Annotated in this window: 26 protein-coding genes; 15 read left to right on the forward strand and 11 right to left on the reverse strand. The window is 53.6% G+C overall.

Annotation, left to right across the window (positions count from 1 at the left end):
• Positions 1-16: 16 nt before the first annotated feature.
• Positions 17-244 (reverse strand): glycine zipper 2TM domain-containing protein, encoded by a 228-nt coding sequence (locus LVJ83_RS06120; protein WP_244787311.1) that lies wholly within the window; start codon positions 242-244, stop codon positions 17-19.
• A 132-nt stretch (positions 245-376) separates the two neighbouring features.
• On the opposite strand from LVJ83_RS06120, the gene LVJ83_RS06125 reads away from it, so the two are divergent.
• The 3 genes from LVJ83_RS06125 (at position 377) to LVJ83_RS06135 (ending at position 2,065) form a co-directional block, all read left to right on the forward strand.
• The gene (locus LVJ83_RS06125; RefSeq protein WP_244787314.1) at positions 377-907 is read left to right on the forward strand and encodes a TetR/AcrR family transcriptional regulator; all 531 of its coding nucleotides are present in this window, start codon (positions 377-379) and stop codon (positions 905-907) included.
• 312 nt (positions 908-1,219) lie between these two features.
• Positions 1,220-1,414 (forward strand): nuclear transport factor 2 family protein, encoded by a 195-nt coding sequence (locus tag LVJ83_RS06130; RefSeq protein WP_244787316.1) that lies wholly within the window; start codon positions 1,220-1,222, stop codon positions 1,412-1,414.
• A 9-nt stretch (positions 1,415-1,423) separates the two neighbouring features.
• Positions 1,424-2,065, forward strand: a complete 642-nt coding sequence (locus tag LVJ83_RS06135; RefSeq protein WP_244787318.1) for an NAD(P)H-binding protein — start codon at positions 1,424-1,426, stop codon at positions 2,063-2,065.
• A gap of 54 nt (positions 2,066-2,119) precedes the next feature.
• On the opposite strand, the gene LVJ83_RS06140 is transcribed toward LVJ83_RS06135, so the two are convergent.
• The 5 genes from LVJ83_RS06140 to LVJ83_RS06160 all read right to left on the reverse strand — a co-directional run bounded on the left by LVJ83_RS06140 (position 2,120) and on the right by LVJ83_RS06160 (position 6,672).
• Positions 2,120-2,551 carry an organic hydroperoxide resistance protein gene (locus tag LVJ83_RS06140; protein ID WP_244787321.1) on the reverse strand — a complete coding sequence of 144 codons (432 nt, stop codon included), beginning with the start codon at positions 2,549-2,551 and terminating at the stop codon, positions 2,120-2,122.
• Between the two features lie 23 nt (positions 2,552-2,574).
• Entirely contained in the window at positions 2,575-2,808 is a 234-nt protein-coding gene (locus tag LVJ83_RS06145; protein ID WP_244787323.1) for a ferritin family protein, read from the reverse strand.
• Between the two features lie 393 nt (positions 2,809-3,201).
• Positions 3,202-4,422, reverse strand: coding sequence for an NADH:flavin oxidoreductase/NADH oxidase family protein (locus LVJ83_RS06150; protein WP_244787325.1), 1,221 nt, complete (start codon positions 4,420-4,422; stop codon positions 3,202-3,204).
• Between the two features lie 126 nt (positions 4,423-4,548).
• Positions 4,549-4,863 (reverse strand): ArsR/SmtB family transcription factor, encoded by a 315-nt coding sequence (locus tag LVJ83_RS06155; RefSeq protein WP_244787327.1) that lies wholly within the window; start codon positions 4,861-4,863, stop codon positions 4,549-4,551.
• A gap of 705 nt (positions 4,864-5,568) precedes the next feature.
• Positions 5,569-6,672, reverse strand: coding sequence for an anhydro-N-acetylmuramic acid kinase (locus LVJ83_RS06160; RefSeq protein ID WP_244787329.1), 1,104 nt, complete (start codon positions 6,670-6,672; stop codon positions 5,569-5,571).
• A 207-nt stretch (positions 6,673-6,879) separates the two neighbouring features.
• Between LVJ83_RS06160 and LVJ83_RS06165 the strand changes: the two genes are divergently transcribed.
• The 3 genes from LVJ83_RS06165 to LVJ83_RS06175 all read left to right on the forward strand — a co-directional run bounded on the left by LVJ83_RS06165 (position 6,880) and on the right by LVJ83_RS06175 (position 9,711).
• Positions 6,880-7,626 carry a pseudouridine synthase gene (locus LVJ83_RS06165; RefSeq protein WP_244787331.1) on the forward strand — a complete coding sequence of 249 codons (747 nt, stop codon included), beginning with the start codon at positions 6,880-6,882 and terminating at the stop codon, positions 7,624-7,626.
• 120 nt (positions 7,627-7,746) lie between these two features.
• A complete protein-coding gene (gene ung, locus LVJ83_RS06170) occupies positions 7,747-8,406 on the forward strand; it encodes a uracil-DNA glycosylase (protein ID WP_244787333.1) in 660 nt (219 codons plus the stop codon).
• Between the two features lie 33 nt (positions 8,407-8,439).
• On the forward strand, positions 8,440-9,711 hold the full coding sequence (locus tag LVJ83_RS06175; RefSeq protein WP_244787335.1) for a DUF2254 domain-containing protein: 1,272 nt from the start codon (positions 8,440-8,442) through the stop codon (positions 9,709-9,711).
• Between the two features lie 152 nt (positions 9,712-9,863).
• On the opposite strand, the gene LVJ83_RS06180 is transcribed toward LVJ83_RS06175, so the two are convergent.
• Complete coding sequence (locus LVJ83_RS06180; RefSeq protein WP_244787337.1) at positions 9,864-10,004, reverse strand: hypothetical protein; 141 nt, start codon at positions 10,002-10,004, stop codon at positions 9,864-9,866.
• A 155-nt stretch (positions 10,005-10,159) separates the two neighbouring features.
• Here LVJ83_RS06180 and LVJ83_RS06185 point away from each other — a divergent pair, with 155 nt between their 5' ends.
• From LVJ83_RS06185 to LVJ83_RS06205, 5 genes are all read left to right on the forward strand, one after another.
• Complete coding sequence (locus LVJ83_RS06185) at positions 10,160-11,326, forward strand: alpha/beta hydrolase (protein ID WP_244787339.1); 1,167 nt, start codon at positions 10,160-10,162, stop codon at positions 11,324-11,326.
• Positions 11,327-11,476: 150 nt separating this feature from the next.
• Entirely contained in the window at positions 11,477-13,075 is a 1,599-nt protein-coding gene (locus LVJ83_RS06190; RefSeq protein WP_244787341.1) for a tannase/feruloyl esterase family alpha/beta hydrolase, read from the forward strand.
• Between the two features lie 174 nt (positions 13,076-13,249).
• Positions 13,250-13,600, forward strand: coding sequence for a helix-turn-helix domain-containing protein (locus LVJ83_RS06195; protein ID WP_244783964.1), 351 nt, complete (start codon positions 13,250-13,252; stop codon positions 13,598-13,600).
• Entirely contained in the window at positions 13,588-14,406 is an 819-nt protein-coding gene (locus LVJ83_RS06200) for an IS3 family transposase (protein ID WP_244787672.1), read from the forward strand. The genes LVJ83_RS06195 and LVJ83_RS06200 overlap by 13 nt, the downstream gene beginning before the upstream one ends.
• Positions 14,407-14,585: 179 nt before the next feature.
• On the forward strand, positions 14,586-15,689 hold the full coding sequence (locus LVJ83_RS06205) for an alpha/beta hydrolase (protein WP_244787343.1): 1,104 nt from the start codon (positions 14,586-14,588) through the stop codon (positions 15,687-15,689).
• Between the two features lie 355 nt (positions 15,690-16,044).
• On the opposite strand, the gene LVJ83_RS06210 is transcribed toward LVJ83_RS06205, so the two are convergent.
• The 3 genes from LVJ83_RS06210 to LVJ83_RS06220 form a co-directional block, all read right to left on the reverse strand.
• Positions 16,045-17,094, reverse strand: a complete 1,050-nt coding sequence (locus LVJ83_RS06210; protein WP_244787345.1) for an AI-2E family transporter — start codon at positions 17,092-17,094, stop codon at positions 16,045-16,047.
• Between the two features lie 271 nt (positions 17,095-17,365).
• The gene (prmB, locus tag LVJ83_RS06215; RefSeq protein WP_244787347.1) at positions 17,366-18,265 is read right to left on the reverse strand and encodes a 50S ribosomal protein L3 N(5)-glutamine methyltransferase; all 900 of its coding nucleotides are present in this window, start codon (positions 18,263-18,265) and stop codon (positions 17,366-17,368) included.
• A gap of 18 nt (positions 18,266-18,283) precedes the next feature.
• A complete protein-coding gene (locus LVJ83_RS06220) occupies positions 18,284-18,478 on the reverse strand; it encodes a hypothetical protein (protein WP_244787349.1) in 195 nt (64 codons plus the stop codon).
• A gap of 218 nt (positions 18,479-18,696) precedes the next feature.
• On the opposite strand from LVJ83_RS06220, the gene LVJ83_RS06225 reads away from it, so the two are divergent.
• Entirely contained in the window at positions 18,697-19,788 is a 1,092-nt protein-coding gene (locus tag LVJ83_RS06225) for a 5-methyltetrahydropteroyltriglutamate--homocysteine S-methyltransferase (RefSeq protein ID WP_244787351.1), read from the forward strand.
• Positions 19,789-20,157: 369 nt separating this feature from the next.
• Here LVJ83_RS06225 and LVJ83_RS06230 read toward each other — a convergent pair whose 3' ends face one another.
• Positions 20,158-20,424: a hypothetical protein gene (locus LVJ83_RS06230; protein ID WP_244787353.1), complete on the reverse strand. Its 267-nt coding sequence runs from the start codon at positions 20,422-20,424 to the stop codon at positions 20,158-20,160.
• A gap of 560 nt (positions 20,425-20,984) precedes the next feature.
• Here LVJ83_RS06230 and LVJ83_RS06235 point away from each other — a divergent pair.
• From LVJ83_RS06235 to LVJ83_RS06245, 3 genes are all read left to right on the forward strand, one after another.
• The gene (locus LVJ83_RS06235; protein ID WP_244787355.1) at positions 20,985-22,364 is read left to right on the forward strand and encodes an MATE family efflux transporter; all 1,380 of its coding nucleotides are present in this window, start codon (positions 20,985-20,987) and stop codon (positions 22,362-22,364) included.
• A complete protein-coding gene (gene murB, locus LVJ83_RS06240) occupies positions 22,364-23,401 on the forward strand; it encodes a UDP-N-acetylmuramate dehydrogenase (protein WP_244787357.1) in 1,038 nt (345 codons plus the stop codon). Before LVJ83_RS06235 ends, murB begins: the two co-directional genes overlap by 1 nt.
• 147 nt (positions 23,402-23,548) lie before the next feature.
• Entirely contained in the window at positions 23,549-24,208 is a 660-nt protein-coding gene (locus LVJ83_RS06245) for a TetR/AcrR family transcriptional regulator (protein WP_244787359.1), read from the forward strand.
• The last annotated feature ends 485 nt before the right edge of the window (positions 24,209-24,693 follow it).

Here is a 24,693-nt window from a genome sequence, read left to right on the forward strand (position 1 = left end):
TCAGACGGCCTGCGGCTTATCGGCGGTAATAGCGGTCTTCTTTATTCAACTGGCTGCCGATCACGCCGCCCAACGCCGCACCGCCCAACGTTGCGCCCGAATCACCGCCGATCAGATGGCCGGCGGCACCGCCGATGACCGCACCGGCAACCATATTACGCTGTTGGCGGTCCAAGCTGCCGCACGCACTTAATGACAGAGTGATGGCAAACACAGCCAATATTTTGAAAACAGTTTTCTTCATGATGTATCCTTACCGGTTGGCATATTGATGAAAAGTGTTACATCTGTAACAATGTATACGGTATGGTAATCAGCGATTCAAGCAAAGGCAATGCAAAATCGGCAAGCTGAAACAAAACGGGGAATATGTAACATGGCAAAAACGCTCAACACAGTGGTGAAAGAAAGCATCACCCAAGCCCTGCTGCGTTTGATGGAAACGCAGGATTTCTATGCCGTCAGTATTACCGACATCACTAAACTGGCAGGGGTGAGCCGCATTTCGTTTTACCGTAATTTCGACTCGAAAGAAGATGTGCTGATCAAACATCTGCAAACAGAAACCATGGCGGAATTGGCGGCAAACATCATCGAACCCACCACCCGCTATATTTTTATCGGGATTTTTCATGCCATCAACCGTGTCGGTGAGCTGGTAGATTTATTGTATGCCCGCAATCTGTCACACCTGTTTTTGGCATACATCCGCGCCTGCTGCGGCGCCCGCCCTGAATTGGACAACGAAACCGCACATCGGAATTCACTGATTATGGGCATTTGCTTTGGCGCATTAGATGAATGGATACGGCGCGGCCGTCAGGAAGACGCGGAAGAAATGGCGGCGTCGGTGCACCGGCTGTTGGATAAAATCGCAACGGAATGGGATACGCCCAAAGAAGCGTAGCGCTGCTGTCAGGCCGTCTGAAAACCGTTTCGCATTAAAAGTGCGGTTTCAGACGGCCTGATCACCGTTCCCCGCCATCACTTCCCGCAGCCAGCGTTGTATGGGGTGGTGGCGTTGGTGCCAGACGAGCATCTGTCGCCGATTACCAAGCCATCGAACACCTGTTGATCGATCAATACAGCGAGGGCGGCAAACAGGCCGACAGTCGTATCATGAAGCCGGCGTTTCACGAGCAGGCTACGATTTATAGTGCCGATGAAAACGGCAAATTGGCAGGCGGTGCGATTCAAGGTCTGTTTGATGTGATCGATAATGTGTTCCGGCCGTCTGAAAACCCCGAAAGTGGCGATTGCCTATATCGATATCAGCGGTACGGCGGCGTCGGCACGGGTCGACACTGATGACTTGAACGGCTTTGGTTTTGCCGATTATTTCAACCTGTTGAAAATTGAAGGAAAATGGACGATTGTCAGCAAAATCTTCCATACTCATTATGCTGAGGTTTAAAGGAACAATATGAACATTTTGATTATCGGCGCCAACGGCCGTGTCGGCTCGCAACTGGCGCAAACCCTTGCCAAGCAAGGGCACACGGTACACGCCGCCGCCCGCCAAGCAAACCCTGATTGGCAGCACGGCCATATCCGCCATCAGCCGTTCGACTTAACCGCACCGTTGGCGGATATCAGCCAAATCATGGCAAGCGTCCGCCCTGATGTGGTGTATTTTACCGCCGGTTCGCGCGGCAAAAATCTGTTGCAGGTCGACGCTTTCGGCGCGGTGAAAGCCATGCAGGCGGCAAAAGCGGGCGGTGTGGGGCGGTTTATTTTGCTCAGCTCGGTGTTCGCCTTGCAGCCTGAGCGTTGGGGTGAAAAATTTTTGGCAAACATCACCGATTACAACATCGCCAAATATTTCGCCGATGATTGGCTGGTGCATCGAAGCGGTTTGGATTACACCATTTTGCAGCCCGGCGCACTGCAAGAAGGCGAAGCCGACGGCAAAATTCAAACCGATGTCGCCGAGCCGCTCGCCAACAGCATCGGCAATGTCGCCGCCACGCTCGCCGCCTTATTGCATGCGCCGAACACCATCGGCAAAGTCATCACCATGGCCGATGGCAACACCCCGATCGCCACCGCACTTGAGGCCGTCTGAAACCGCACTTTGAGGCTTTTCAGACGGCCTTGGTGGGTGCTGATAAGTTGGCGGTTACAAATCAAACTGTTGAATCAGATTAACGTGCAAACGGGTTGCCACATTGCCGCGAACCGCATTGGAATAAGGGCAGACTGCGTGGGCTTTTTCGATTAATTTGCGGGCCTCTTCTTCGCTTAAGCCTTTGACGGTAATGGTAATATCCAAATCCAAGCCGAATGCGCCGTCTGCTTTTTGCCCGATACCGACCGTAACGGTGGTACTGGCTTGCTCGGGTTTGATGCCCAATGTCGGCGCCACGTGGTTCATGGCGCTGTCAAAGCAGGCGGCGTAGCCCATGGCGAATAATTGCTCCGGGTTGGTGCCGATTTTGCCGCTGTCGTTTTGGAAGCCGACTAAATCAAAACCGATTGAACCGTCGTCCACTTGGGTGTGGCCGTCACGGCCGCCGGTGGCGGTGGCAGAGGTTTTGTAAAAAATTTTCATGGTAAGTCTCCTTGATGGTGAGGTTAAAATAAAGTTAAAACAATCGATGGCATTCGTTTAGACAAATACAGCGGCTCGCCTGATTTTTCCGGCAGATTCCATTCTTGCTCAAGCCACGCCAAATGCGCTTCTTCGTCTGCCAAAATTTTTTCAATCAACATGCGGATGATGGCATCGTGTTCCGCCGCCGTCCGCTCCGCCCATTGGTTTAAGCCGAGGCGGGCATGTTTTGCAGCGCATAATCGCCTCCGGTTCATGGGCGATTTTGCCCTCGATCTCGCTTGCCAACAGAGCGGCGCCTCACGCTGCTATCACGGCAATGTGGCTTCATATTAAATTGCTTACAATTCAATATGCTAAAAATTGCGCATGCAAAACCGCACTTTGCAATGGTTCATACCCTATTCAGGCGGCCTGATGTGCGGTGAGGATAAAATACATTATCACAATTTAATTGTGCAAAATATAAGGCCGTCTGAAAGGGTTTGCTTAACGAATGCGCGTATAGCACTGCCAAATTAAATTGTGCGCAATATAATTTGGAAAAATTTTTATAACAAGAGGGAATGCGTGAAAGTGAAACGGGGTTGAGGAGAAGATAAGGCCGTCTGAAACCGCACTTTGAGGTGCTTTTCAGACGGCCTTGCCGATTACGAGCGGCCGGTCGACAGCCCGGCTTTGCCGTTTTCCCACAAGGTTTTAAACAACACTTTCCACGGCGACAATGTCGGGTCGGGCTGCTTGCCGTTGGCCAGCCGCTTCATCTGGTTCATATACCAATCCATCTCCAGCACTGCGCCGACTTTGTTGTCGAGCGGGGCAAAGCCGGTTTTGATGCGCTCGGTTTTCACCGTCTGATAATCGCCGCCGGCGATTTTGTTCGGCAAATCGGGCACCAGCGCAAACGGGCGGGCGATGCCGACAAAGTCGAGATGGCCGCTGCCCAGCGCCTCGTTCATCGCCGCTTGCGAGCGGAAACCGCCGGTGATAATCAGCGGCACCCGGCTGACGGCGCGCGCTTTTTCGGCATAATCCAAGAAAAAAGCCTCACGTTGGCGGGTGCCGGCTTTTTGGCGGGCAGCGGTGAGCATTTCCGGGCTTTCGTAATTGCCGCCGGAAATTTCAATAAAATCAATGCCGAGCGCCGACATTTTCTGCACCACCCGCACCGATTCGCTTTCGTCAAAACCGCCCTTTTGAAAGTCGGCGGAATTGAGCTTCAAGCCCACCAAAAACGTTTGCCCGACAACGGCACGGATAGCGTGATAAATCTCCGTCAAAAAGCGCATACGGTTTTCCAAACTGCCGCCCCAGCGGTCTTCACGGCGGTTGTGGTGCGGAGACAAAAACTGGCTGATTAAATAACCGTGCGCGCCGTGAATCTGCACGCCGGAAAAGCCTGCTTTTTCCGCAATGCGGGCGGTTTCGGCAAATTGCGCGATTAAGGTTTTGATTTCGCTGTCTGTGAGCGCACGCGGCGGATTGATAAAGCCGTCCATACCGGCCAGCGGCACGGCACTGGGCGCCAGTGGCACGGCCGACACCGCCTTGGGCGACTGTTTGCCGGCGTGGTTGACCTGCATAATCAGCAGCGCCCCGTTTTGCGTGCCGGCTTGCGCCCATTGCTGCAAACGGCTCAAATCACGCTCATCGGCCACCATCACATCGTCAATCGAGCCTTTACCGCTTTTATCAACCATCACATTGCCGGTTACCAACACCCCCGCACCGCCGTTTGCCCACACCTCATACAGGCGCACCAGCTCGTCACCCGGGCGGCTGTGCTTGGCAAGCTGCTCTTCCATCGCAGATTTGAAAAAACGGTTTTTCACGGTTTTGCCGTTGGCAAACGTAAAGGGCTGAAACAGCATGGTTGTCTTCCTTTCAGGTTGAAGTGTTTAAGCGTTTAAAAATTTAAACCTATTGGTGCAAAAATAATCCCCGAAATGGGGAAGGGGAGCCGCCGTTTAAAACGCCGTGCTGATTGTTGCCCCGGCTTATGCCTGACGGGCCGCCTCATCTTGTTCGAGCAGCGCCACCAATTCTTTCAACGACGCCAGCGTCGGTTGCAGATTGAGGGAATAATACCGCTCTTTGCCGATTTGATTGACCTTAATCAGCTGCTTGTCGAGCATCAGCTTCAAATGATGCGACACCGCCGGCCGCGAAAGATGCAGCTGCTCGGTAAGCTGGTTTACATTCAGCTCACGCTCCCTGTCGAGCAGGCAGAGGATTTTCTGGCGGTTGTCGTCGGCCAACACCGAAAACACCGGCAGGCATTGCTGAAATTTATCGAGAGTAGGCTGGCTCATCGGCTTTTGTTTACGGGTTTAAAAATTTAAACGGATTTTAAACAGTCTGTTGCTGAATGTCAACTTTTTCAGACGGCCTGTAGGTAGAGGCCGTCTGAAAAAGTTTTATTTAATATGAATGTGGAATAAGATAATTTATGAAATATACTGTTTTATCCCCACTCTAACTTTCTCCCGTTGGAACGGGGAGGGAACAGCGTGCTGCAACAGCAAACGAATGCTGTCGGGCAAAACTTGAGGCGCGGCAAACTGCCAGCCCGGTGGTTATCTGGCCCGTATCAAAGCGCTGCGCCGTCATGCCTGCCTATGGGTATGAATTAATGTTGATCAGCTTGCTGTCGTTAATTGATTTGAATTTAATGATAGTCTTCTTGTGGTTTTTTTGCATATAAACAGCAACTTGCTTCAAGGCAGCTGCTCTTTTGATATTTTATCCCAATTGATTAAAGTCAGGCAATGCAACGGGCAATGCAACGGGCAATGCAACGGGCAATGCAATGGGCTGTTTCGATGAATGGTTTTCAGACGGCCTCAAGGCATATCAAACATCAATATGGCTAAAAAAATATCTGTTTTAAAACGGCGTGGTGGCGCCGCATACCCATTCACAACATGAATCTAACGGCGTTGGTGCGCCTTGTCGGCTTAGTTTTGTGAATGGATATCAGGGGATATAAGGCATGTATCCAAGCGCGGCTGCCCGGCTCAGGCATAATAGCCGGCGCCTAAAATGCAGGCTTTGGCCGCGCCGGTGGCGTGGTGCGGGTTGCCTGGAATGCGGTTGACCCAACAGGCGGCCAGCCAGCCGAATGCGGCGGCTTCCACCCATTGCGGGTCGAGCTTGAGTGCGGCGGTGCTGTGCAGGCGGATATTGCGTTCAGCCAGTTTGTGTTGCAGGCGCTCCATCAGGGCGTGGTTGCGGATGCCGCCGCCGCACACATACACGCTGCGGGTGGCTGCTGCATGCATAAAAATGGCGGCGGTGATGGTTTCGGCGCTGAATTCCAGCAGCGTGCGCAAGACATCGTGCGGGTTTTCGCTGCCGTTTAAGTGTGCAAGCAGCCAATCGAGCGAAAACAGCTCGCGGCCGGTGCTTTTGGGCGGCGGCAGTTTGAAATAGGCATGGGCGCTGAGGGCGGCCAGTAATTTGGGCAACACTTTGCCTTGAGCGGCTTTGTCGCCGTTTTTATCGTAAGGCTGCTGCCAGATGTGCTGCATCCAGGCGTCCATCAGCATGTTGCCGGGGCCGGTATCGAAGCCTGAAGCGGGGGCGTCCGGCGGTAAAACGCTGATGTTGGCGATGCCGCCGATGTTTAAAACCACGCGGGTTTCGTCTGCGCTGTGGAACAATGCCTGATGAAAAGCGGGCACCAGCGGCGCGCCCTGACCGCCGGCGGCCAAATCGCGGCTGCGGAAATCGCCGATGGTGAAGATGCCGCAAAGCCCGGCCAGCAGGGGCAGATCGGCAAGCTGGATGCTGTAAGCCGATTCGGGCGCGTGGCGTATGGTTTGGCCGTGGCAGCCGATGGCGCGGATTTGTGCCGGCTCAAGCTGTTGCTGCGACAGCAGCAGGCCGACAGTTTGCGCATACAGGCGGCTTAATTCCTGCGCCAGCACCATGCTGCGGTGCAGCTCGTTGTGGCCGGTGTCTTGCAGCGCCAGCAATTCGGTTTTCAAGCGTTGGGGGTAGGGCAGAAAAGCGTGTGCCTGTGCCGCCAGCCAGCGTGTGCCGTGCATACGGATTAAGACGGCATCGGCACCGTCCATGCTGGTGCCGGACATGATGCCGATATAAAGTTGGGTGTCCATGATGTGATAGAGGCCGTCTGAAACAAAAGCCTTATTCTAACGCGATTTGCACCGTTTGGCTTGAGGTTGGCGGCAGATGTACGGCTGTCGGCAGCAGATCGGCCGCCGCTTGCAGGCTTGCGCCGGCGGCGGCTCTGCTATAATACCCATTCACAAAAACAACCCGACGAAGCGGGCTTGCCGGTTGAATCAACAGAAAAGGATGTTATGCAAAACGAAACCAACAACGAGCCGATGCGCCTTTCCAAGCGTATGGCGCAGCTGGGGCTGTGTTCCCGCCGCGAGGCCGACAGCTATATCGAGCAGGGCTGGGTGGCGGTTAACGGGCAGGTGGCGGTGCTCGGCCAAAAAGTGACGGCCGCCGACCGCATCGATTTAAACAAGCAGGCACATGAGCGGCAGGCGCAGAGGGTGACCATTTTGCTCAACAAACCGGTGGGCTACGTGAGCGCGCAGGCCGAAAAAGGCTATAAAGCGGCGGCAGAATTGATTACCCCTGAAAATCATTGGCAAGATGATGACAGCCGCATCATCTTTAGCGAAAAACACAAATTCGGCCTGGCGCCGGCGGGGCGTTTGGATATCGATTCGGTTGGCCTGCTGGTGCTGACGCAAGACGGGCGGATTGCCAAGCAGCTGATCGGCGAGCACAGCGGTATCGAAAAAGAATACTTGGTGCGCGTAAAAGGCAGCCTTTCGGCAGAAGGCCTGCGCCTGCTCAACCACGGCCTAAGCCTCGACGGCGAAAAACTGCGCCCCGCCAAAGTGGAATGGCAAAACGAAGACCAATTGCGCTTTGTGTTGCAGCAGGGCAAAAAACGCCAAATCCGCCGCATGTGCGAGCTGGTGGGGCTGCGGGTGGTGGGCCTGAAGCGCATCCGTATGGGAAAAGTCAAACTCGGCCGCCTGCCGCCGGGAAAATGGCGCTATTTAAGCAGTCATGAGCATTTTTAAGCGGGGTAAAGGCCGTCTGAAAATGCAAGGCCGTCTGAACCTGTGCACATGTTTTCAGACGGCCTGAATCAATGGGCAAACATGTTATGATAACGGCCATTGTGTAAACGGAAGAAATACATGAATACCTGGAGCGAAGCGCTGGGTGCGGAAAAGCAGCAGCCTTATTTTCAGCAGATTTTGAATACAGTTAAAGCCGAGCGCCAAAGCGGGCAAATCATTTATCCGCCGGCGCACGATGTGTTTAACGCCTTTAAAGCCACCGAATTCAATCAGGTAAAAGTGGTGATTTTGGGGCAGGATCCTTATCACGGCGAAGGGCAGGCGCACGGGTTGTCGTTTTCGGTGCAGCCGGGCATCAAGATTCCGCCGTCGCTACAAAACATCTATAAAGAGCTGGCCGACGATATCGCCGGCTTTCAAATTCCGAACCACGGTTATTTGCAGCATTGGGCCGATCAGGGCGTGCTGCTGTTGAATACGGTGCTGACGGTGCGCGCGCATCAGGCGCATTCGCACGCCGCGTTGGGCTGGGAAACCTTTACCGATAAGGTTATCCGCCAATTGGCCGAGCAGCGCGAGCATCTGGTGTTTATTCTGTGGGGCAGCCATGCACAGAAAAAAGGCGCCTTTATCAGCCGCGAGCGCCATTTGGTGATAACCTCGCCACACCCTTCGCCCTTGTCGGCCTACCGCGGTTTTTTCGGCAGCCGGCCGTTTTCACAGGCGAATGCTTATTTGCAGGCAAACGGGCACAGTGGGATTGACTGGCAGGTGTAAGGCCGTCTGAAAATCAGGATAAGGAATAAAAACATGATGTACCGGTGGTTGCTGTCGTTGAAAAAACCGAGCAACAGCTTGTGGGTAACACCTGCTTGGGGCGCTTTGCTGGCGGTGGTGTTTGCCTTTGCGGCGCAGCTGGCCAATATCTGGTTGCCGGTGGATACGCTGCCCGACATCGAGCGCGGTACGTTGGAAGGGTTGCTGGATGTGATTGCTTCGAGCATGTTGGCGGTGAGCACCTTTTCATTGTCGATTATGGTGTCTGCCTTTGCTTCGGCTTCTAACGGCACCACGCCGCGGGCAACAGAACTGGTGATGGGCGACGACAACACGCGGATGGCGATTGCCAGCTTTATTTCTGCTTTTATCTACGCAATTATTGCCAAAACAGTGTTGGGGATGGGCTTGTATGGCCAAAACGGCCGCTTTGTGTTGTTTGTCAGCACCGTGTTGGCACTGGCTTATCTGATTTTCACGCTGATACGTTGGGTGCACACGCTGTCCCAACTCGGGCGGATGGGGAACACGCTGGATAAAATTCATACCGCCGCCCAAAAAACCTTGCAAGCGTACCGTAACAACCCGGCGATGGGTGCGGCTTGGCGCGGCGTTTGCAGCCCGAGGGCGCGCGTATTGCGGGCGGAACACAGCGGTTATCTCACCCATATCAATATGGCTACCCTGCAAAGCCGGGCGGCGGAAAAGGATTGGCATGTGCACATCACCGTGCGCCCCGGCGATTTGATTATGCGCGATACGGTGCTGGCCTTGATAGAAAAAGGCGATGAAAGTTGCGATGATTTGCGCAATGCTTTTGTGTTGGCGCAAACCCGCAGTTACGACCAAGATCCGGAATGGGGTTTTATCGTGTTGAGTGAGGCGGCGCAGCGGGCATTGTCGCCGGCCGTTAACGACCCGGGCACAGCCATTGCCGTGATGACCGGCATGATGCGGCTGTTGGCAGATGTAGCGCCGGAGCAGGCAGGCGGGCAAAAGCAATATGACCGCCTTGCCATCAAGCCGCTCGACAGCAGCGATTGGGTAAAGAGCGGCTTTGCGCCCATTGCCCGGGATGGCGCCGGTATTTTGGAAGTGGGGTTGGTGTTGCAGAAAACATTGGCTGCTGTAAACCGCAGCGCACCGGAAGCCGCCGTGTCGCAGGCGGCGGCAGAGGTGGCGGCGGCGGCATTCGAGCGGGCGTGTCAGTCGCTGGATTTTGCGCCGGATATACAGGCGTTGCAGCAAAAAAGGGCAGCCTTGTTTGGCAGCGCAGCAGATTTGCCGATGCCGGCAGACCATTAAACCGTTATACAGTTATGCCCATTTACTGTAGGCCGAATTCTCGAATCCGACATTTTTCAGACGGCTAAAATCATTTGGCATCACAAGAATATCGAATCATTTGTCGGATACAAGTATCTGACCTGCTTACTGCTGTGAATGGTTTGAAAACCTTAGGGTGCCGGACCATTCGATTTACGGGTGTATTTTGCCCCTGAAAACGCATCTGCTGCGTTAAAAAGCCCCGCAAGATGTCCAATCTTGCTGCGTTTTTTGCCCGGCATCTGCATTTTCAGAAACAAAAATCCCCTCATAAACAAATTGTCCGGACACCCTAGCGCTTTTCAGACGGCCTTGATAATTTCGATTTTAGAAATTATGAAATTATAATTGATAAATTTACTTGAAATCAAAGCCGCTTCATAATGCTCCCATCGCAATTAATGAATAGATTGAAAAGGAAACCGATATGAGCCAAGCGATTTCACGCCGTCGATTTATGCAGACCGGTGCCGTTACCGGAGCCGCTCTGATGACTGCGGCTGTGCCGGTGCTGGCGCAAAGCGTGCGCGCCGTTGCTGATGCCGGCCAAAGCAACCGTGCCGCCTCGCTGCCTTTAACCCAAACCTGGGACAAAGTATTCCCGCAAAGCAGCCGTGTCGACCACCGCAAAATCACTTTTATCAACCGCTTCGGCATCACGCTGGCGGGGGATTTGTATCTGCCGAAAAACCGTCGCGGCAAATTGCCCGCCATTGCCGTGAGCGGCCCGTTCGGTGCGGTGAAGGAGCAGACCTCTGGGCTGTATGCGCAAACGCTGGCCGAGCAAGGTTTTGTCACTTTGGCGTTTGATCCGTCTTACACCGGCGAGAGCGGCGGCGAGCCGCGCGGCATGGCTTCGCCCGATGTCAACACCGAAGATTTCAGCGCCGCCCTCGATGCTTTGGGCATGCTGCCTGAAGTCGACCGCAACCGTTTGGGCATTCTCGGCATCTGCGGCTTCGGCGGGCAGGCGCTCAATGCCGCTGCGATGGACACCCGTGCGAAAGCCGTGGCCACGTCGGTGATGTACGACATGAGCCGCTCTATCGGCTGGGGCGTGGGCGATCAGCAAAACGGCTATACCCCTGAACAGCGGCAGGCGGTGAAAGAATATCTGAATAATCTGCGTTGGGCAGATGCGGAAAGCGGCCGCCGAAATATCGGTCTGCACGAATTGAATGTGGATGCCGAGGGCAATGTCACCAGCGCCCAACGCATTTTGCCGGAAACCCTGCCGGCCAATCCACACCCGATATTGGCGCAGTTTTTCGATTTTTACCGCACCGACCGCGGCTACCACCCGCGCAGCATCAATTCCAACACCACTTGGCTGGCGACCATGCCGCTCTCTTATGTGAATATTCCGATGATGAGCTACATCAGCGAAATTTCACCGCGGCCGATGCTGATTATTGCCGGCGAAAAAGCCCATTCGCGCTATATGAGCGAAGATGCTTTCAAAGCGGCGGGCAATAATCCGAATAAAGAATTGCTGATTGTGCCCGATGCCACCCATGTGGATTTGTATGACAACCGTTCCGGCAAAATCCCGTATGACAGGCTGACCGCGTTTTTCCGCGATCATTTGAAATAAACCGCCAAGCAGGCATGAGGCCGTCTGAAATGCACTTTTCACCAACGCATTTCAGACGGCCTTTTTCATATCACAAACAAAATGTTGTATCCATAAGCCGCTTTATTTAAACTGGAATCATCTTGCCTGTCATCTTTACTCAGGAGCCACATGATGATGAATTCAAACCGTTTATGGCTGGCGGCGGCGGTATCCGCTTTATCGGCGTCTGCATTCGCCGCCGATGCCGATTTCCAGCGGCAATGCCTGGCGCTGAAAGGCGACAACAGCCTTTACCGCACCGAAATCACCCGTGCCGACTGGGTCGGCGGCGGCGACATGCCGTCCGACCGGATGTCGGCCCTGACCGGCGCCGCCGTGCGCAAGCTGCAAATGCCGCCACACTGCCTACTTGAGGGCAGCATCGAGCCGCGCAAAGGCGCCGACGGCAAAGATTACGCCACCACATTTCAACTGCGCCTGCCCGCCGAATGGAACCGCAAATTCCTGTTTCAAGGCGGCGGTATGGACGGCTTTTTAGCGCCGGCAGTGGGTTCGATTCCGTTTCGGGGGGCTACCGCACTTCCCGCCCTGATGCGCGGCTATGCGGTGGTGAGCATGGACGGCGGCCACCGCGGGCGGGATGCCGCTTTTGCCGCCGACCAACAGGCACGGCTGGATTTGGCTTATGCCGCCACCGGCAAAGTCACCGCCGCCGCCAAACAGCTGATCGGCAGGCTCTACCGCAGCGAGCCGCAAAAAAGCTATTTTATGGGCTGCTCCAACGGCGGGCGCGAAGCCATGATGGCGGCACAACGCTATCCGCTTGAATTCGACGGCGTGGTGGCGGGCAACCCCGGTTTCCGACTGGCATATGCGGCGGTCGGCGAAGCTTGGGACAACCAACATATTATGGCGGCAGCACCCCAAAATGCCCGTGGCGAGAAAATTTTCGCCAATGCACTCACCAAAGCGGATTTAGATGCCGTATCACAAGCCGTTTTAAACCGCTGCGATGCCAAAGACGGCCTCAAAGACGGGCTGGTGAATGCCTGGGAAAGCTGTGATTTCAAACCGGAAATGCTGCAAAAACAACTCGGCGCCCACAAAGTGAAGCTGCTCAACACCCTTTTCGGCGGCGCCAAAAACAGCCGCGGCGAACAAATTTACGCATCATGGCCTTATGATGCAGGCATCAACAGCGAAGGCTGGCGCCAATGGAAACTCGGCAGTTCGCAAACCGCACAGCCCGACGCCCGCAATATCGTGCTCGGCGCCGATTCGCTTGCCGGCCTGTTTATCACGCCCTACAGCCCGAATTTCGACACCATGAAATTCGATTTCGACCGCGATACGGCCAAAGTGCGGCAGATGGCCGGCATTTTCAACGCCGATTCGACCAACTTAACCACCTTCAACCGCCGCGGCGGCAAAATGCTGCTGGTGCAGGGCGTATCCGACCCGGTGTTTTCCACCCACGATTTGCGCGACTGGTATCGGCAGCTGCAAGCCGATACCCCCAATACGCCCGACTCAACCCGCCTGTTTATGGTGCCCGGCATGGCGCACTGCGGCACCGGCCCCGCGCTGGATGATTTCGACCCGCTCACCGCGCTGGAAAACTGGACCGACAACGGCATCGCCCCCGACCGCATAATCGCGCAAGGCAAAGCGTTCCCCGGCAAAAGCCAGCCGCTTTGCGCCTACCCGAAAACAGCCGTTTATACGGGCGGTGATGAAAACAAGGCTGAAAGTTTTGTTTGTCGTTAAATATGCCGAATCATGGTCAGGATACCCTAGGGTGTCCTGACCATTCGATTTAAGGGTGTATTTTGCTCCTGAAAATGCATCAGCAGGTAAATGCTCAATCAAGGCCGTCTGAAATCTGAACTGTACCCCAAAAGTTGGACGCCCCCACCAACCCATGAAAGGTACAGTTTTCTTATGTCCAAATACAGCCTACACTTCAAACATCAGGCCGTGATGCGTTATTATGCACTCAGAAGCCAACAACGCACCGCAGACGAGCTTCAAATATCCCGAACCCACTTACGCCGATGGATTGCCGCCTACGAACGAGCAGGCATCCACGCGCTGGAGCACCCCCAAAGCACCATGTCCAAACAACGCAAAAACCCCTTTATTACCGACAAGCCCGATGCCGAAAAAACACAGGCAGAGCTATTAGAAGAAGTCGCCTACCTCAGAGCGGAGAACGCCTATCTAAAAAAACTCGATGCGCTGATGAAGCGCGCAAACCCAACCGAGAAAAAGCCCGCATCATCGAAGCATTAAAAACAGAACACCCGCTAAAATATCTTTGCGAATCTGCCGAACTGTCACACAGCAGCTTCTACTTCAGCAGAAAAAGCAACCAAAAGCCCGACAAAGATCAGGCAGATATGGAAGCAGTATACGCCGTTTACCAGCAGCACAAAGGCTGTTACGGACAAAGGCGCATTGCCGCCGCACTGTCATGGAACACCAAGAAAGCAGCGCGGCTGATGAAAAAAATGAATTTGAAAGCCATCGTCAGAGCCAAGCGAAAATACCACCCGCCGGCGATGGGCGAAACATCCGAGAATCTGCTGAAGCGCAACTTTAGCGCCAACACACCCGACGAGAAATGGCTGACCGATGTCACCGAATTCAAATGCGACGGTCAAAAGCTGTATCTGTCGCCGATACTCGATTTGTATAACCGCGAAATCCGCAGCTATCACCTGTCGCGCCGCCCGAACAGCGAAATGGTAACGGCCATGCTGTCACAGGCAGTAGCGCAGCTGGGCGCACGCAAACCGATACTGCACTCCGACCAGGGCGTATTGTATCGTTGCCATGCGTATCGTGAGCAATTGGCAGAGGCAGGCATCACCCAAAGCATGTCGCGCAAAGGCAATTGCTGGGATAATGCGCCGATGGAGAGTTTTTTCGCAATATTGAAGACGGAATGTTTCTACAACCGGACTTTTGCTTCGATAGAGGAATTGGAGGCGGAAATACATGACTATATCCGCTACTACAATCATGAGCGATTGAGTTTGAATTTGAAAAAACTGAGCCCTGTGGCATACAGAACTCAGTTTGCAACCGCCGCTTGAAGCGTGATTGATTCAGCGGTTTTAAAATGTCCAAGATTTGGGGGGGCAGTTCAAATTTTCAGACGGCCTTGATTTCTATTATTGGAATTATGAAATAACAATTGATAAATTTACTAGAAACTGAAGCCGCTTTAAAATGCCTGCTATCAAATTAATGGTTTATTTTAAGAAAGCCCGACATGAACTTCATCATTTCACGCCGAAAATTTATGCACTCTGCCCTAACCGTTATCACCGCTGCCGCGCTGGCCGCTGCTGCCGCACCTGTATGGGCGCAAGATCGTGTTTCAACCACAGGAAACCCAGCCATGACCTTAAACCTCACCCAAGAATGGGATAAAATTTTCCCGCAAAGCAACCGTGTCGACCATCAGAAAGTGCAGTTCAAAAACCGCTACGGCATCACGCTGGCTGCTGATTTATACCTGCCGAAAAACCGTGGCAACCGCAAGCTGCCCGCCATTGCCGTGAGCGGCCCGTTTGGTGCGGTGAAAGAACAGTCTTCCGGCCTGTATGCGCAAACCATGGCCGAGCGCGGTTTTATTACGCTGGCGTTTGATCCTTCCTACACCGGTGAGAGCGGCGGCGAACCGCGCAATGTGGCCTCGCCCGACATCAACACCGAAGATTTCAGCGCCGCTGTGGATTTTCTCACCACTTTGAGCAGCGTGGATGCCGGGCGCATCGGCATTATCGGCATCTGCGGCTGGGGCGGCATGGCCCTGAATGCGGCGGCGATGGATACCCGCATCAAGGCATCCGTTATCGCAACCATGTATGATATGAGCCGCGTGATGGCCAACGGCTATAACGACAGCGTTACCCCCGAACAGCGCTACCAAACCCGCGTGCAGCTCAATGCGCAGCGCACCGAAGATGCCCGCAGCGGCACCATCGCGCCTTCTACCAACAATCTGCCTGAAAAGCTTACCGGCAGCGAGCCGAAATTTGTGCAGGATTATTTCAACTTCTATAAAACCCCGCGCGGCTTCCACCCCCGTTCCGTGAATTCCAACGGCGCATGGACGGCCACCACCCCGCTCTCTTTTATGAATATGCCGCTGTTGAGCTATACGGCGGAAATCCGCAATCCGGTGTTGATGGTACACGGTGAAAACGCCCATTCGCGCTATTTTGGCGAAGACGCGTTTAAAAAGCTCACCGGCAACAACAAAGAATTGCTGATTATCCCCGGCGCGAGCCATGTTGATTTGTATGACAACGAAGCCGGCAAGATTCCGTTTGATAAGTTTGAACAGTTTTTTAAAGCCAATTTGAAATAACCGCTTTGGTAAAACTAAAGGCCGTCTGAAACCGGAAATAGCGGTTTCAGACGGCCTTTGTTTGACGCATTGATAAAAGCTGCGGTATTTTGTTCCCTCTGTTTTAACGGAGGCGGGTTGGGCAACGGAGTAGGGTAATTAATATCCATTCACAACAATAACCTAACGGCATTGGCTCGCGGCTTTGTTAGTTTGCTTTGGTGAATGTGTATTCTGCAAACAAAGGCCGTCTGAAAGTCGTTTCTTTCAGACGGCCTTTGTTTGAAGCGCCGATAAAGCTGCGGTATTTTGTTTTCTCTGTTCCAACGCAGAGGGAGGCGGTGATTAAGTTGAACCGCAATTGTGATTCAAACCGCTATTTTGCAGCGGAATCCGCTACCGCCGGCCGGCCGATCCAGCCTTTTTCTATCAGAATATGTTTGATTTGCGCATAAATAATCGGCGCGCTCACCAGCCCCGCCAGGCCGAACATGGCTTCCATCAGCAGCATGGCCAGCAGCAGCTCCCAGGCGGCGGCCTTGATTTTTTGGCCGATGATGTGCGCATTCAGAAAATATTCGAGCTTGTGGATGCCTATCAGCCACAACAGCGACATTACGGTCACGGTTACACTGTCGGACAGGCTCAATACCACGATAAACGCGTTGGAAATCAGATTGCCCACCACCGGAATCAGGCCGCTGAAAAAGGTCAGCGCCACCAACGCGCCGGACATCGGCAGCGGTTTGCCCAAGAGCGGCAGGATGCCGAGCAGGTAGATGGCGGTGAGCGCCGTGTTGATCAGCGAGATGCGCACTTGTGCGAAAAACACTTCGCTAAAGCTGTTGCACAGGCTTTGAAAGGCATCGTGAAGGCGGGCGCTGAGCGGCGCGGCCGGTCGCGGCATGCCCGTCGGCATCTGCACTGCCATCAGGCCGCCGATAATGAGGCCGGCCAGCGCGTGGCCGATGGCGCTCAAGGTGTGGGTGCCGGCGGTTTGCAGTTGCAGCGCATGGTCTTTCAGCCCTTGCGAAAGTGCATCGCGCAGCCCTTCGGCAGAGGCGGGGAGATAACGGCTGAGGCTGGCGGGCAGTTGGGTGTGCAGCCGGTCGAGCACGCCGGCGGTCTGCGTCATCAGGCTGCTGATAATGTTGCCGCCGGCCTGATTGTGGAGCCAGTGGCCGGCCAGGTAGATTGCCGCAGCCGAGAGCAAGACAAACAGCAGTAAGGCCGACAATTCGGCGTGGCGCACGCCGGGGCGGCTGCGGCGCAAGTGGTGTGCCAGCCATCGGGTAGCGGTGCAGGTAATCAGCGCGGTAAACAGCGCAATGGTCAGATGCAGCAGCAACACCGGCAGCCACAGCAGCAAAACACCGGCAATGGCCGCCGGAAAAGTGGTAAAGCTGAGTTTTTCGCGGGTATTCATAATCAGATGATGAAGGTGGATTCAACAATGGTTCAGGCCGTCTGAAGCATCTTTCAGACGGCCAGGGTGTCCTGATGTGTCGTTTATGAGGGGATTTTTGTTCCTGAAAATGCAGATGCCGGGCAAAAAACGCAGCAGATGCGTTTTCAGGGGCAAAAAGCACCCGTAAATCGAATTGTCCGGGCACCCTAAGGCGCAGATAGTGAAATGAATAGAAAAGTGCTGCGGCGTTGCAGCGCTTGGCATCACGTCTTTTTTCATTCTCTCTATTTTACGCTTCGCCCAATAATTGTTCACGGGTTAGCAAAAACACAAAGCCGTCGCCGCCGCTGGTTTCCAGCCAGGTAAACGGCAGCTCGGGATAAGCGGCTTCGAGCGCATCGCGGTTGTGGCCGATTTCGACCAGCAACACGCCTTTGGGGTTGAGAAATTTGGCGGCTTGCAAGATGATTTGGCGGGTGGCGTCGAGGCCGTCTTCGCCGCTGCCCAAAGCCAATTCGGGCTCGTGCAGGTATTCTTCGGGCAGGGTGTCTACCGATTCGGCATCGACATAAGGCGGGTTGGAGACAATCAGATCGTAAGTGTCTTCCAGGCCTTCAAATAAATCGGTGTGAATCAGATTGATGCGCGCTTCGAGGCCGTAGCTTTCCACATTGACGGCGGCCACTTCCAGCGCATCCAGGCTCAAATCGACCGCATCGATTTCGGCGGCAGGGTAGTGGTGCGCCATTTGAACAGCCAGACAGCCGCTGCCGGTGCACAAATCCAACGCGCGGTGCACCAGCTCTTCGTGCTCGATCCACGGCGCCAGCGGTTCGCCCAGTAATTCATACACAAACGAGCGCGGCACAATCACGCGTTCGTCGACATAAAAATCAAAATCGCCCTGCCAGGCCTGATGGGTGAGATAAGCCACCGGCAGGCGTTCGTTAACGCGGCGTTCGATCAGCTCAAGCACGTTTTCTTTTTCGTTTTTCAAAAGCTTGGCATCCAGATAAGGCTCAAGCATATCGAGCGGCAGGTTAAGGGTGTGCAAAATCAGATAGGCGGCTTCGTCGTGGGCGTTGTCGCTGCCGTGGCCGAAAAACAAATCGGCTTCGTTGAAACGGCTGACGGCAAAGCGCAAAATATCGCGCACGGTGGTCAGTTGCTGGGCGGCTTCGGTAAACATGCGGGCTCCTGATAATCATCAATATGGCGCAATTATAGCGGATATGCCGGCGGCGCTGTCGATATTGCGCATTAGGGTGTCCTGACAATTCGATTTACGGGTGCTTTTTGTCCCTGAAAACGCATCTGCTGCGTTAAAAAGCCTCGCAAGATGTCCAATCTTGCTGCGTTTTTTGCCTTGCATCTGCATTTTCAGGAACAAAAATCCCCTCATAAACGACACATCAGGACACCCTGGGGTGTCTTGACCATTCATATATCATCATCTTTTGAAGGATTTCAGACGGCCTCAATCATGTTGGTAGCATATATGAGCCGGCTTGATGGAAGCAGGCAGATTTTTCATCAAAACAGCCGTATTTTCAGCATCAATTTCATTTATACTTAAACCATTGTCAAATCATTATCGAAAATGCAAAAAAAGGAGCCGTTATGAGCCAAACTCTGCCGCTGCGCGCCGATACTGTGGGCAGCTACCTGCGTACTGCCGCCCTCAAACAAGCCCGCGCCGACTTTGCCGAGGGCAAAATCAGCCGCGAAGCGCTGACCCGTGTGGAAGATGAAGAAATCGCCAAATTGGTAGACGACCAGCTGGCTGCCGGCCTGGGCGTGATTACCGACGGCGAATTCCGCCGCTCGTGGTGGCATATTGATTTTCTGGAAAATCTCGACGGTATTGAGGGCTTTGTGCCCGAGCAGGCCTATGCGTTTAAAGATACCGAAGTGCGCCGCTACAACACCCGCTGCAACGGTAAAGTGGCGTGGCCGCAAAACCATCCGTTTATTGCGCATTATCAGGCGTTGGCGAAAATTGTGGGTGAGCGCGGTGTGGTCAAATACACCATTCCTAGCCCCAACCAATTGATGTATCCGTTTATTTGGGATACCGGCGTGTATGCCGATAAAGCGGCTTTTGCCGCCGATGTGCGGCAGGCTTATCGGGATGCCGTTCAGGCTTTTTACGATGCCGGGTGCCGATATCTGCAAATCGATGATGTGTATTGGGGCAGCCTGTGCAACAACCCCGATGCGCCTGAGTTTGTCGAAAACAAGCGTTATGCGCTGGAAAATATTCAGGCCATTTTGGCCGGCAAACCGGCAGATATGTGCATCACCACCCATGTGTGCCGCGGCAACTACAAATCATCGTATCTGCTCAGCGGTGCGTATGACCCGGTGGCGCCGGAGCTATTTGGCCAAACGGCGTTTGACGGCTATTTTCTCGAATACGACAACGAGCGTTCGGGCGGTTTTGAGCCGTTGAAATATTTTAACGACAATCCGCATAAAGGCCGCATTGTATTGGGCTTGATTACTTCGAAATTCCCTGAGTTGGAAAATAAAGAGGCAGTAAAAGCACGCATTGCCGAAGCCGCCGAAATCGTGCCGCTTGAGCAGTTGGCACTCAGCCCGCAATGCGGTTTTGCCTCTACCGAAGAGGGCAATATCATGACCGAAGCCGAGCAATGGGCGAAGGTGCGGTTGGTTGAAGAAATTGCCGCAGAGCTATGGGGCGGGCAATAGAGCAGGGTGTTTGTGTTGATGTTCACCCGCAATCGCATCAAAACAAGGCCGTCTGAAACTGCATTTTCACCGTTTTCAGACGGCCTTATATATTCAAGCCCTAAACAAGGGGCATTTCTCACGGTATCTTAATCTATAAATGCTTAACCGGTGCTGTCGGCTAACCGCTTCGGCATCGTTGCGGGCAGTGATGGTGAACAGCCTGGTAGTGTGAGTGCCACCTACGGAAAAACTGAAAAAAATGGATGTTAAATGATGTGTTTTGAATATCTGAGGCCAATCATGGATGTGCGGCGGCCATAAAAAAGCGGCAACCCGAGGGCTGCCGCTGGTACATCATTCAATCGATTGCTGCTGCGCAAAGGCTGTTTAGCGGATATCGGCGTAGCGGGCGCGGAAGTTGTCTTCCGGGTAGAGGCTGTAGGCAGCGCCGTCGCGGTCGCCGGTGTAAACCAATTTCACGCTGTCGTCGTTTTTGGCGGCGCGGATAATATTGCTGCGCGGTGCTTCTTGAACCACGCTGCTCAAATCAGCGTGCGGGCGGTAGCCGTTGGGGTAGCTTTCGGTCGGGGCGCCGTTGGCGAAAGCGGCGGCGGCAGTCAGGCTCAATACGGTAGCTAATACGATGTTTTTCATGATACTTTCCTCTTGTTGTTTGCGGATGTTTTTCAATAAACAAATCACACTTGCGCTGTGTTTGTCGGATGAGTGCAGTATACGTTCGGTGATGTTTGTAATAAAGCAACGTTTCATTAAAACATAATTTCCTATTTGGAAATATTAAGGCGCGTTAATGTATGGTTTGTTTGTTGGTTGCGAATTATTAATGTAAAAACAAGAGATTGGCCGTCTGAAAAAAAAGTGGCGCGTAGGGGGATAACGTTTTGGTTAAGGCAGCGGCTGTTTGTGTGAAGCTTTTTTACACGGGTGCCGATTGCCGGACGATGGCGCTTTGCCGCAACCGCAGGGCGGAGCATATGTTTGACATCTTTACATAAGGCAACAGATTTTTGATACACTACGCGGTTGGATTCTTTATATAGGACAAAGCTTTCAGACGGCCTATTGCTCATCATGCCTATCCACAAATACCGCTCATTGCCGGCTCTGTGTGTGTTGTATTGCCTTCAGTTTGCTTGGTCGGCTGATTGATGAATAGGTTAAGGTTTAAGGCCGTCTGAAAGCGCGGATAAATTATGTTGCTCGATTTGAACGGCTATTCATGGCCGGTGTTTAAAAAAGAAATCAATAAGCTGGCAGTGCTGGCGCTGCCGATGCTGGTGGCGCAGGTGGCGCAGGTGGGCATTGGTTTTGTGGATACGGTGATGGCCGGCGGCGCAGGCAAGGAAGACTTGGCGGCGGTGGCGCTGGGCAGCAGTGTGTTTGCCACGATTTACATTACTTTTATGGGGGTGATGACGGCGCTAAACCCGATGATTGCGCAGCTTTTCGGCGCCGGCCGCAAAGATGAGGTAGGCGAAACGGGGCGGCAGGGCATTTGGTTCGGCGTGATGCTGGGCATCATCGGCATGCTGCTGATGTGGCTGTTGGTGTGGCCGTTTCAGGCTTGGCTGGATTTGAGCGATAAGGTCGAAGAGATGATGGCGCTGTATATGCTGTTTACCGGCCTGGCAATGCCGGCGGCGATGGTGCATCGGGCGCTGCATGCTTATGCTTCGAGCCTCAACCGGCCGCGGGTGATTATGATTGTGAGCTTTTTGGCGTTTTTGCTGAATATTCCGCTCAATTATGCTTTTGTTTACGGCAAATTCGGTATGCCGGCGCTGGGCGGTGCGGGCTGCGGGGTGGCAACGGCGCTGGTGTTTTGGTTCAATGCGCTGGTGTTGTGGCTGTATGTGGCCAAACAGCAGTATTTCCGCCAATTTAAATTGATGGAAACATTCAGCCGGCCCAACGCTCAGGCGTTTGGGCAGATTTGGAAATTGGGCATGCCGATCGGTTTGTCGTTTTTTCTGGAAGTGAGCCTGTTTTCGTGTATTGTGTTTTTGGTGGCGCGGCTGGGCGAGGATTATGTAGCGGCACAGCAGGTGGTGATCAGCCTCACCGGGGTGATTTATATGATTCCGCAAAGTGTGGGGGCGGCGGGCACGGTGCGGGTGGGCTATTCGCTCGGCCGCGGCGAATATGTGCGGGCGCGCTATGTGTCGGGCGTGTCGCTGGTGTTGGGCTTGGTGCTGGCGGTGGCAACGGCTTTGATTTTGGTGCTGTTCCGTCATCAGCTGGCGGGAATGTATACCGATGATGCGGGCGTGTTGGCGATTGCGGCGGCGGTGTTGTTGTTTGCGGCGGTGTTTCAGTTGGCCGATGCAACCCAATGTGTGGCTTCTTATGCGCTGCGCGGCTACAAGCTCACGCGGGTACCGATGCTGATTCATGCCGTGGCGTTTTGGGGCTTCGGGCTGCTGCCGGGCTACTGGTTGGCTTATGGACATGATATGGGGATTTACGGTTTTTGGACGGCGCTGGTGCTGTCGTTGACCGTGGCGGCGGTGTGGCTGGTGTGGTATTTGGAAATATGCAGCCGTACGATGGCGGCAAGAAAAAGGATGGTGTGATGCAGCTTGAGTATGATGTAGATTTGCAGCCGCTCAATACGTTCGGCCTGCCCGCCCGGGCGCGCTATTTTGCCACGCTGGCCGATGCGGCCGATTTGCCCGAATTGGTGCGGCAGCCCGAATTTGACCGCCACACGGTGTTGTGGCTCGGCGGCGGCAGTAATATATTGTTGATGCAGGATTATCCAGGCTTGGTGGTGCATATGCAGAATAAAGGCATACGCGAAATCCGGCGTTCAGACGGCCTGGTCTATATTGAAGCGCAGGCCGGTGAAAACTGGCATGATTTTGTGTTGCACACCTTAAACATGGGCTTGTGCGGCCTCGAAAATTTAAGCCTGATTCCGGGCACGGTGGGCGCGGCGCCGGTGCAGAATATCGGCGCTTACGGTGTAGAAGTGAAAGATGTGCTCGATTCGGTGTGCTGCTTTGATTTAGACAGCGGCACATTTGTCGAGCTGGGCAACGCGGAATGCGGTTTTGCTTATCGCGAAAGCTTGTTTAAGCAAGCCGGCAAAGGGCGTTATGTGATTGTGTCGGTGCGGTTTGCGCTCAAAGAAAACTTCAGCGCCGATGTGCGTTATGGCGATTTGGCGGCGGTGTTGGCCGAACGTTGCGCCGGCAGAGCGGCTACGGCTAAAGATGTTTCCGCTGCGGTTTGCCAAATCCGCGCCGAAAAACTGCCCGACCCGAAAACGCTCGGCAATGTCGGCAGCTTTTTCAAAAACCCGATTGTCGGCGCGGCGCAGGCGCAGGCTTTGCAGGCGCAGTATCCGCAAATGCCGCATTATCCGCAGCCCGATGGTTCGGTGAAGCTGGCTGCCGGCTGGCTGATCGACCAATGCCGTCTGAAAGGCTTTCAAATCGGCGGGGCGGCCGTGCATGAAAAACAGGCTTTGGTGTTGGTAAACAAGCAGCAGGCATCGGCACAAGATGTGTATGATTTGGCCATGCATGTGCGTGCGCAGGTGCAGGCGCGGTTTGGCGTGGATTTGCATGCCGAGCCCAATTGGTTGCCATTGTCTTTTACGATATGATTACAATATTGATTATGGTTGTTGGCTATAATCTGAAATTTCACGCTGCTGTCTGATACATGTTTCATGCCTATTCTGCATCAGCGCAGCGATAACAATAACAGCCTTGCGGTACTGCCGCAGGCACAACAAACAAGGAGTAACATTGTGGTGAAAGAAGCCAGACCGAATACATATAACCGTATTGTAGACGCCAGCCTGGTGCTGTTTAACGAAGAGGGCGAGCGCAATATCAGCACCAACCACATCGCCGCCCATTTGGGCATCAGCCCGGGCAATCTGTATTACCATTTCCGCAATAAAGATGAAATCATCGTGCAGCTTTTCAAGCGCTACAGCGAAGATTTGCTTGAGTATCTGCATGGCGCGGTGTTGCCCACCAATGTGTGCAACTCGGTGAATTATATGGCGGGCATTTATGATGTGATGTGGCGCTATCGTTTTTTGTTCAGCGACGTCAACACGCTGCTGGCCCGCAGTGCCGAGCTTTTGGGCGAACACAATGATTTCACCCATGCCAAAGTGTCGCCGCTGCTGGTGAAGCTGCTCACCCGCTTAAACGGTTTAGACATCATCCGCGCCGATGAAACCGCCATGAACGATATGGCCATGAACATGTGGATTGTGACCAAATATTGGTTCGACTTCGACGGCTCATTGCGCGGCCGTGCCAAACTGACCGAAGATTCGAAAGTGCGCGGCATCCGGCGCACCCTCAGCCTGTTGCGCCCTTATCTGCTGGAAAGCTATATCGAAGAATTCGACCGAACACTGGCTTCTTTATCGCTGGATTCCGAGTGTATGTAGGTTTTCAGACGGCCACTGCAAGATATAGCGTGTGGGCGGTTTGGTTTGATACAAAGCAATGCCGTCTGAAAAAATATGGCGGTATTTGATTTTTGGCTGAACCATTTGGGTGTTCTGATGTGCCATGTATCATCATCTTTTTGGCGCTAAAAGCACATCTGCTGGGTTAAAAAGCCTCGCAAGATGCCCAATCTTGCTGCGTTTTTTGCCTTGCATCTGCACTTTTTATCGCAAAAAATCTGAATCATCCTGAATGGTTAGGACACCCTGAGTCAGGCAACTGCAAAAAGGGCAGGCACAGGCAGCTGAGTTTGCCGAAGTCCTGCATGAACCGGCAAACGGTTTTGATAAATTCAGCCATTAAGCAATCTTTTTTAATAGACCGGAATCATGATTAAGGCCGTCTGAAAAGCGTATTTCAGACGGCCTTTATTGTTGTTCAGCTTAATCATCTTACTTTTGTGAATGGGTATTATCTTGCCTCG

Origin of the sequence: Uruburuella testudinis (assembly GCF_022870865.1) — a bacterium.
Classification (GTDB): Bacteria; Pseudomonadota; Gammaproteobacteria; order Burkholderiales; family Neisseriaceae; genus Neisseria; species Neisseria testudinis.

Excerpts from the sequence above, each read along its gene's own strand:
- LVJ83_RS06125 (WP_244787314.1), top strand. The coding sequence starts at position 377 with ATGGCAAAAACGCTCAACACAGTGGTGAAAGAAAGCATCACCCAAGCC.
- LVJ83_RS06205 (WP_244787343.1), top strand. The coding sequence starts at position 14,586 with ATGAACTTCATCATTTCACGCCGAAAATTTATGCACTCTGCCCTAACC.
- LVJ83_RS06160 (WP_244787329.1), bottom strand. The coding sequence starts at position 6,672 with ATGGACACCCAACTTTATATCGGCATCATGTCCGGCACCAGCATGGAC.
- LVJ83_RS06145 (WP_244787323.1), bottom strand. The coding sequence starts at position 2,808 with ATGAACCGGAGGCGATTATGCGCTGCAAAACATGCCCGCCTCGGCTTA.
- ung (WP_244787333.1), top strand. The coding sequence starts at position 7,747 with ATGAATACCTGGAGCGAAGCGCTGGGTGCGGAAAAGCAGCAGCCTTAT.
- LVJ83_RS06165 (WP_244787331.1), top strand. The coding sequence starts at position 6,880 with ATGCAAAACGAAACCAACAACGAGCCGATGCGCCTTTCCAAGCGTATG.
- LVJ83_RS06155 (WP_244787327.1), bottom strand. The coding sequence starts at position 4,863 with ATGAGCCAGCCTACTCTCGATAAATTTCAGCAATGCCTGCCGGTGTTT.
- prmB (WP_244787347.1), bottom strand. The coding sequence starts at position 18,265 with ATGTTTACCGAAGCCGCCCAGCAACTGACCACCGTGCGCGATATTTTG.
- murB (WP_244787357.1), top strand. The coding sequence starts at position 22,364 with ATGCAGCTTGAGTATGATGTAGATTTGCAGCCGCTCAATACGTTCGGC.
- LVJ83_RS06210 (WP_244787345.1), bottom strand. The coding sequence starts at position 17,094 with ATGAATACCCGCGAAAAACTCAGCTTTACCACTTTTCCGGCGGCCATT.
- LVJ83_RS06195 (WP_244783964.1), top strand. The coding sequence starts at position 13,250 with ATGTCCAAATACAGCCTACACTTCAAACATCAGGCCGTGATGCGTTAT.
- LVJ83_RS06235 (WP_244787355.1), top strand. The coding sequence starts at position 20,985 with ATGTTGCTCGATTTGAACGGCTATTCATGGCCGGTGTTTAAAAAAGAA.
- LVJ83_RS06225 (WP_244787351.1), top strand. The coding sequence starts at position 18,697 with ATGAGCCAAACTCTGCCGCTGCGCGCCGATACTGTGGGCAGCTACCTG.
- LVJ83_RS06135 (WP_244787318.1), top strand. The coding sequence starts at position 1,424 with ATGAACATTTTGATTATCGGCGCCAACGGCCGTGTCGGCTCGCAACTG.
- LVJ83_RS06190 (WP_244787341.1), top strand. The coding sequence starts at position 11,477 with ATGATGATGAATTCAAACCGTTTATGGCTGGCGGCGGCGGTATCCGCT.
- LVJ83_RS06230 (WP_244787353.1), bottom strand. The coding sequence starts at position 20,424 with ATGAAAAACATCGTATTAGCTACCGTATTGAGCCTGACTGCCGCCGCC.
- LVJ83_RS06220 (WP_244787349.1), bottom strand. The coding sequence starts at position 18,478 with ATGAGGGGATTTTTGTTCCTGAAAATGCAGATGCAAGGCAAAAAACGC.
- LVJ83_RS06180 (WP_244787337.1), bottom strand. The coding sequence starts at position 10,004 with ATGAGGGGATTTTTGTTTCTGAAAATGCAGATGCCGGGCAAAAAACGC.
- LVJ83_RS06150 (WP_244787325.1), bottom strand. The coding sequence starts at position 4,422 with ATGCTGTTTCAGCCCTTTACGTTTGCCAACGGCAAAACCGTGAAAAAC.
- LVJ83_RS06175 (WP_244787335.1), top strand. The coding sequence starts at position 8,440 with ATGATGTACCGGTGGTTGCTGTCGTTGAAAAAACCGAGCAACAGCTTG.
- LVJ83_RS06120 (WP_244787311.1), bottom strand. The coding sequence starts at position 244 with ATGAAGAAAACTGTTTTCAAAATATTGGCTGTGTTTGCCATCACTCTG.
- LVJ83_RS06140 (WP_244787321.1), bottom strand. The coding sequence starts at position 2,551 with ATGAAAATTTTTTACAAAACCTCTGCCACCGCCACCGGCGGCCGTGAC.
- LVJ83_RS06185 (WP_244787339.1), top strand. The coding sequence starts at position 10,160 with ATGAGCCAAGCGATTTCACGCCGTCGATTTATGCAGACCGGTGCCGTT.
- LVJ83_RS06130 (WP_244787316.1), top strand. The coding sequence starts at position 1,220 with ATGTGTTCCGGCCGTCTGAAAACCCCGAAAGTGGCGATTGCCTATATC.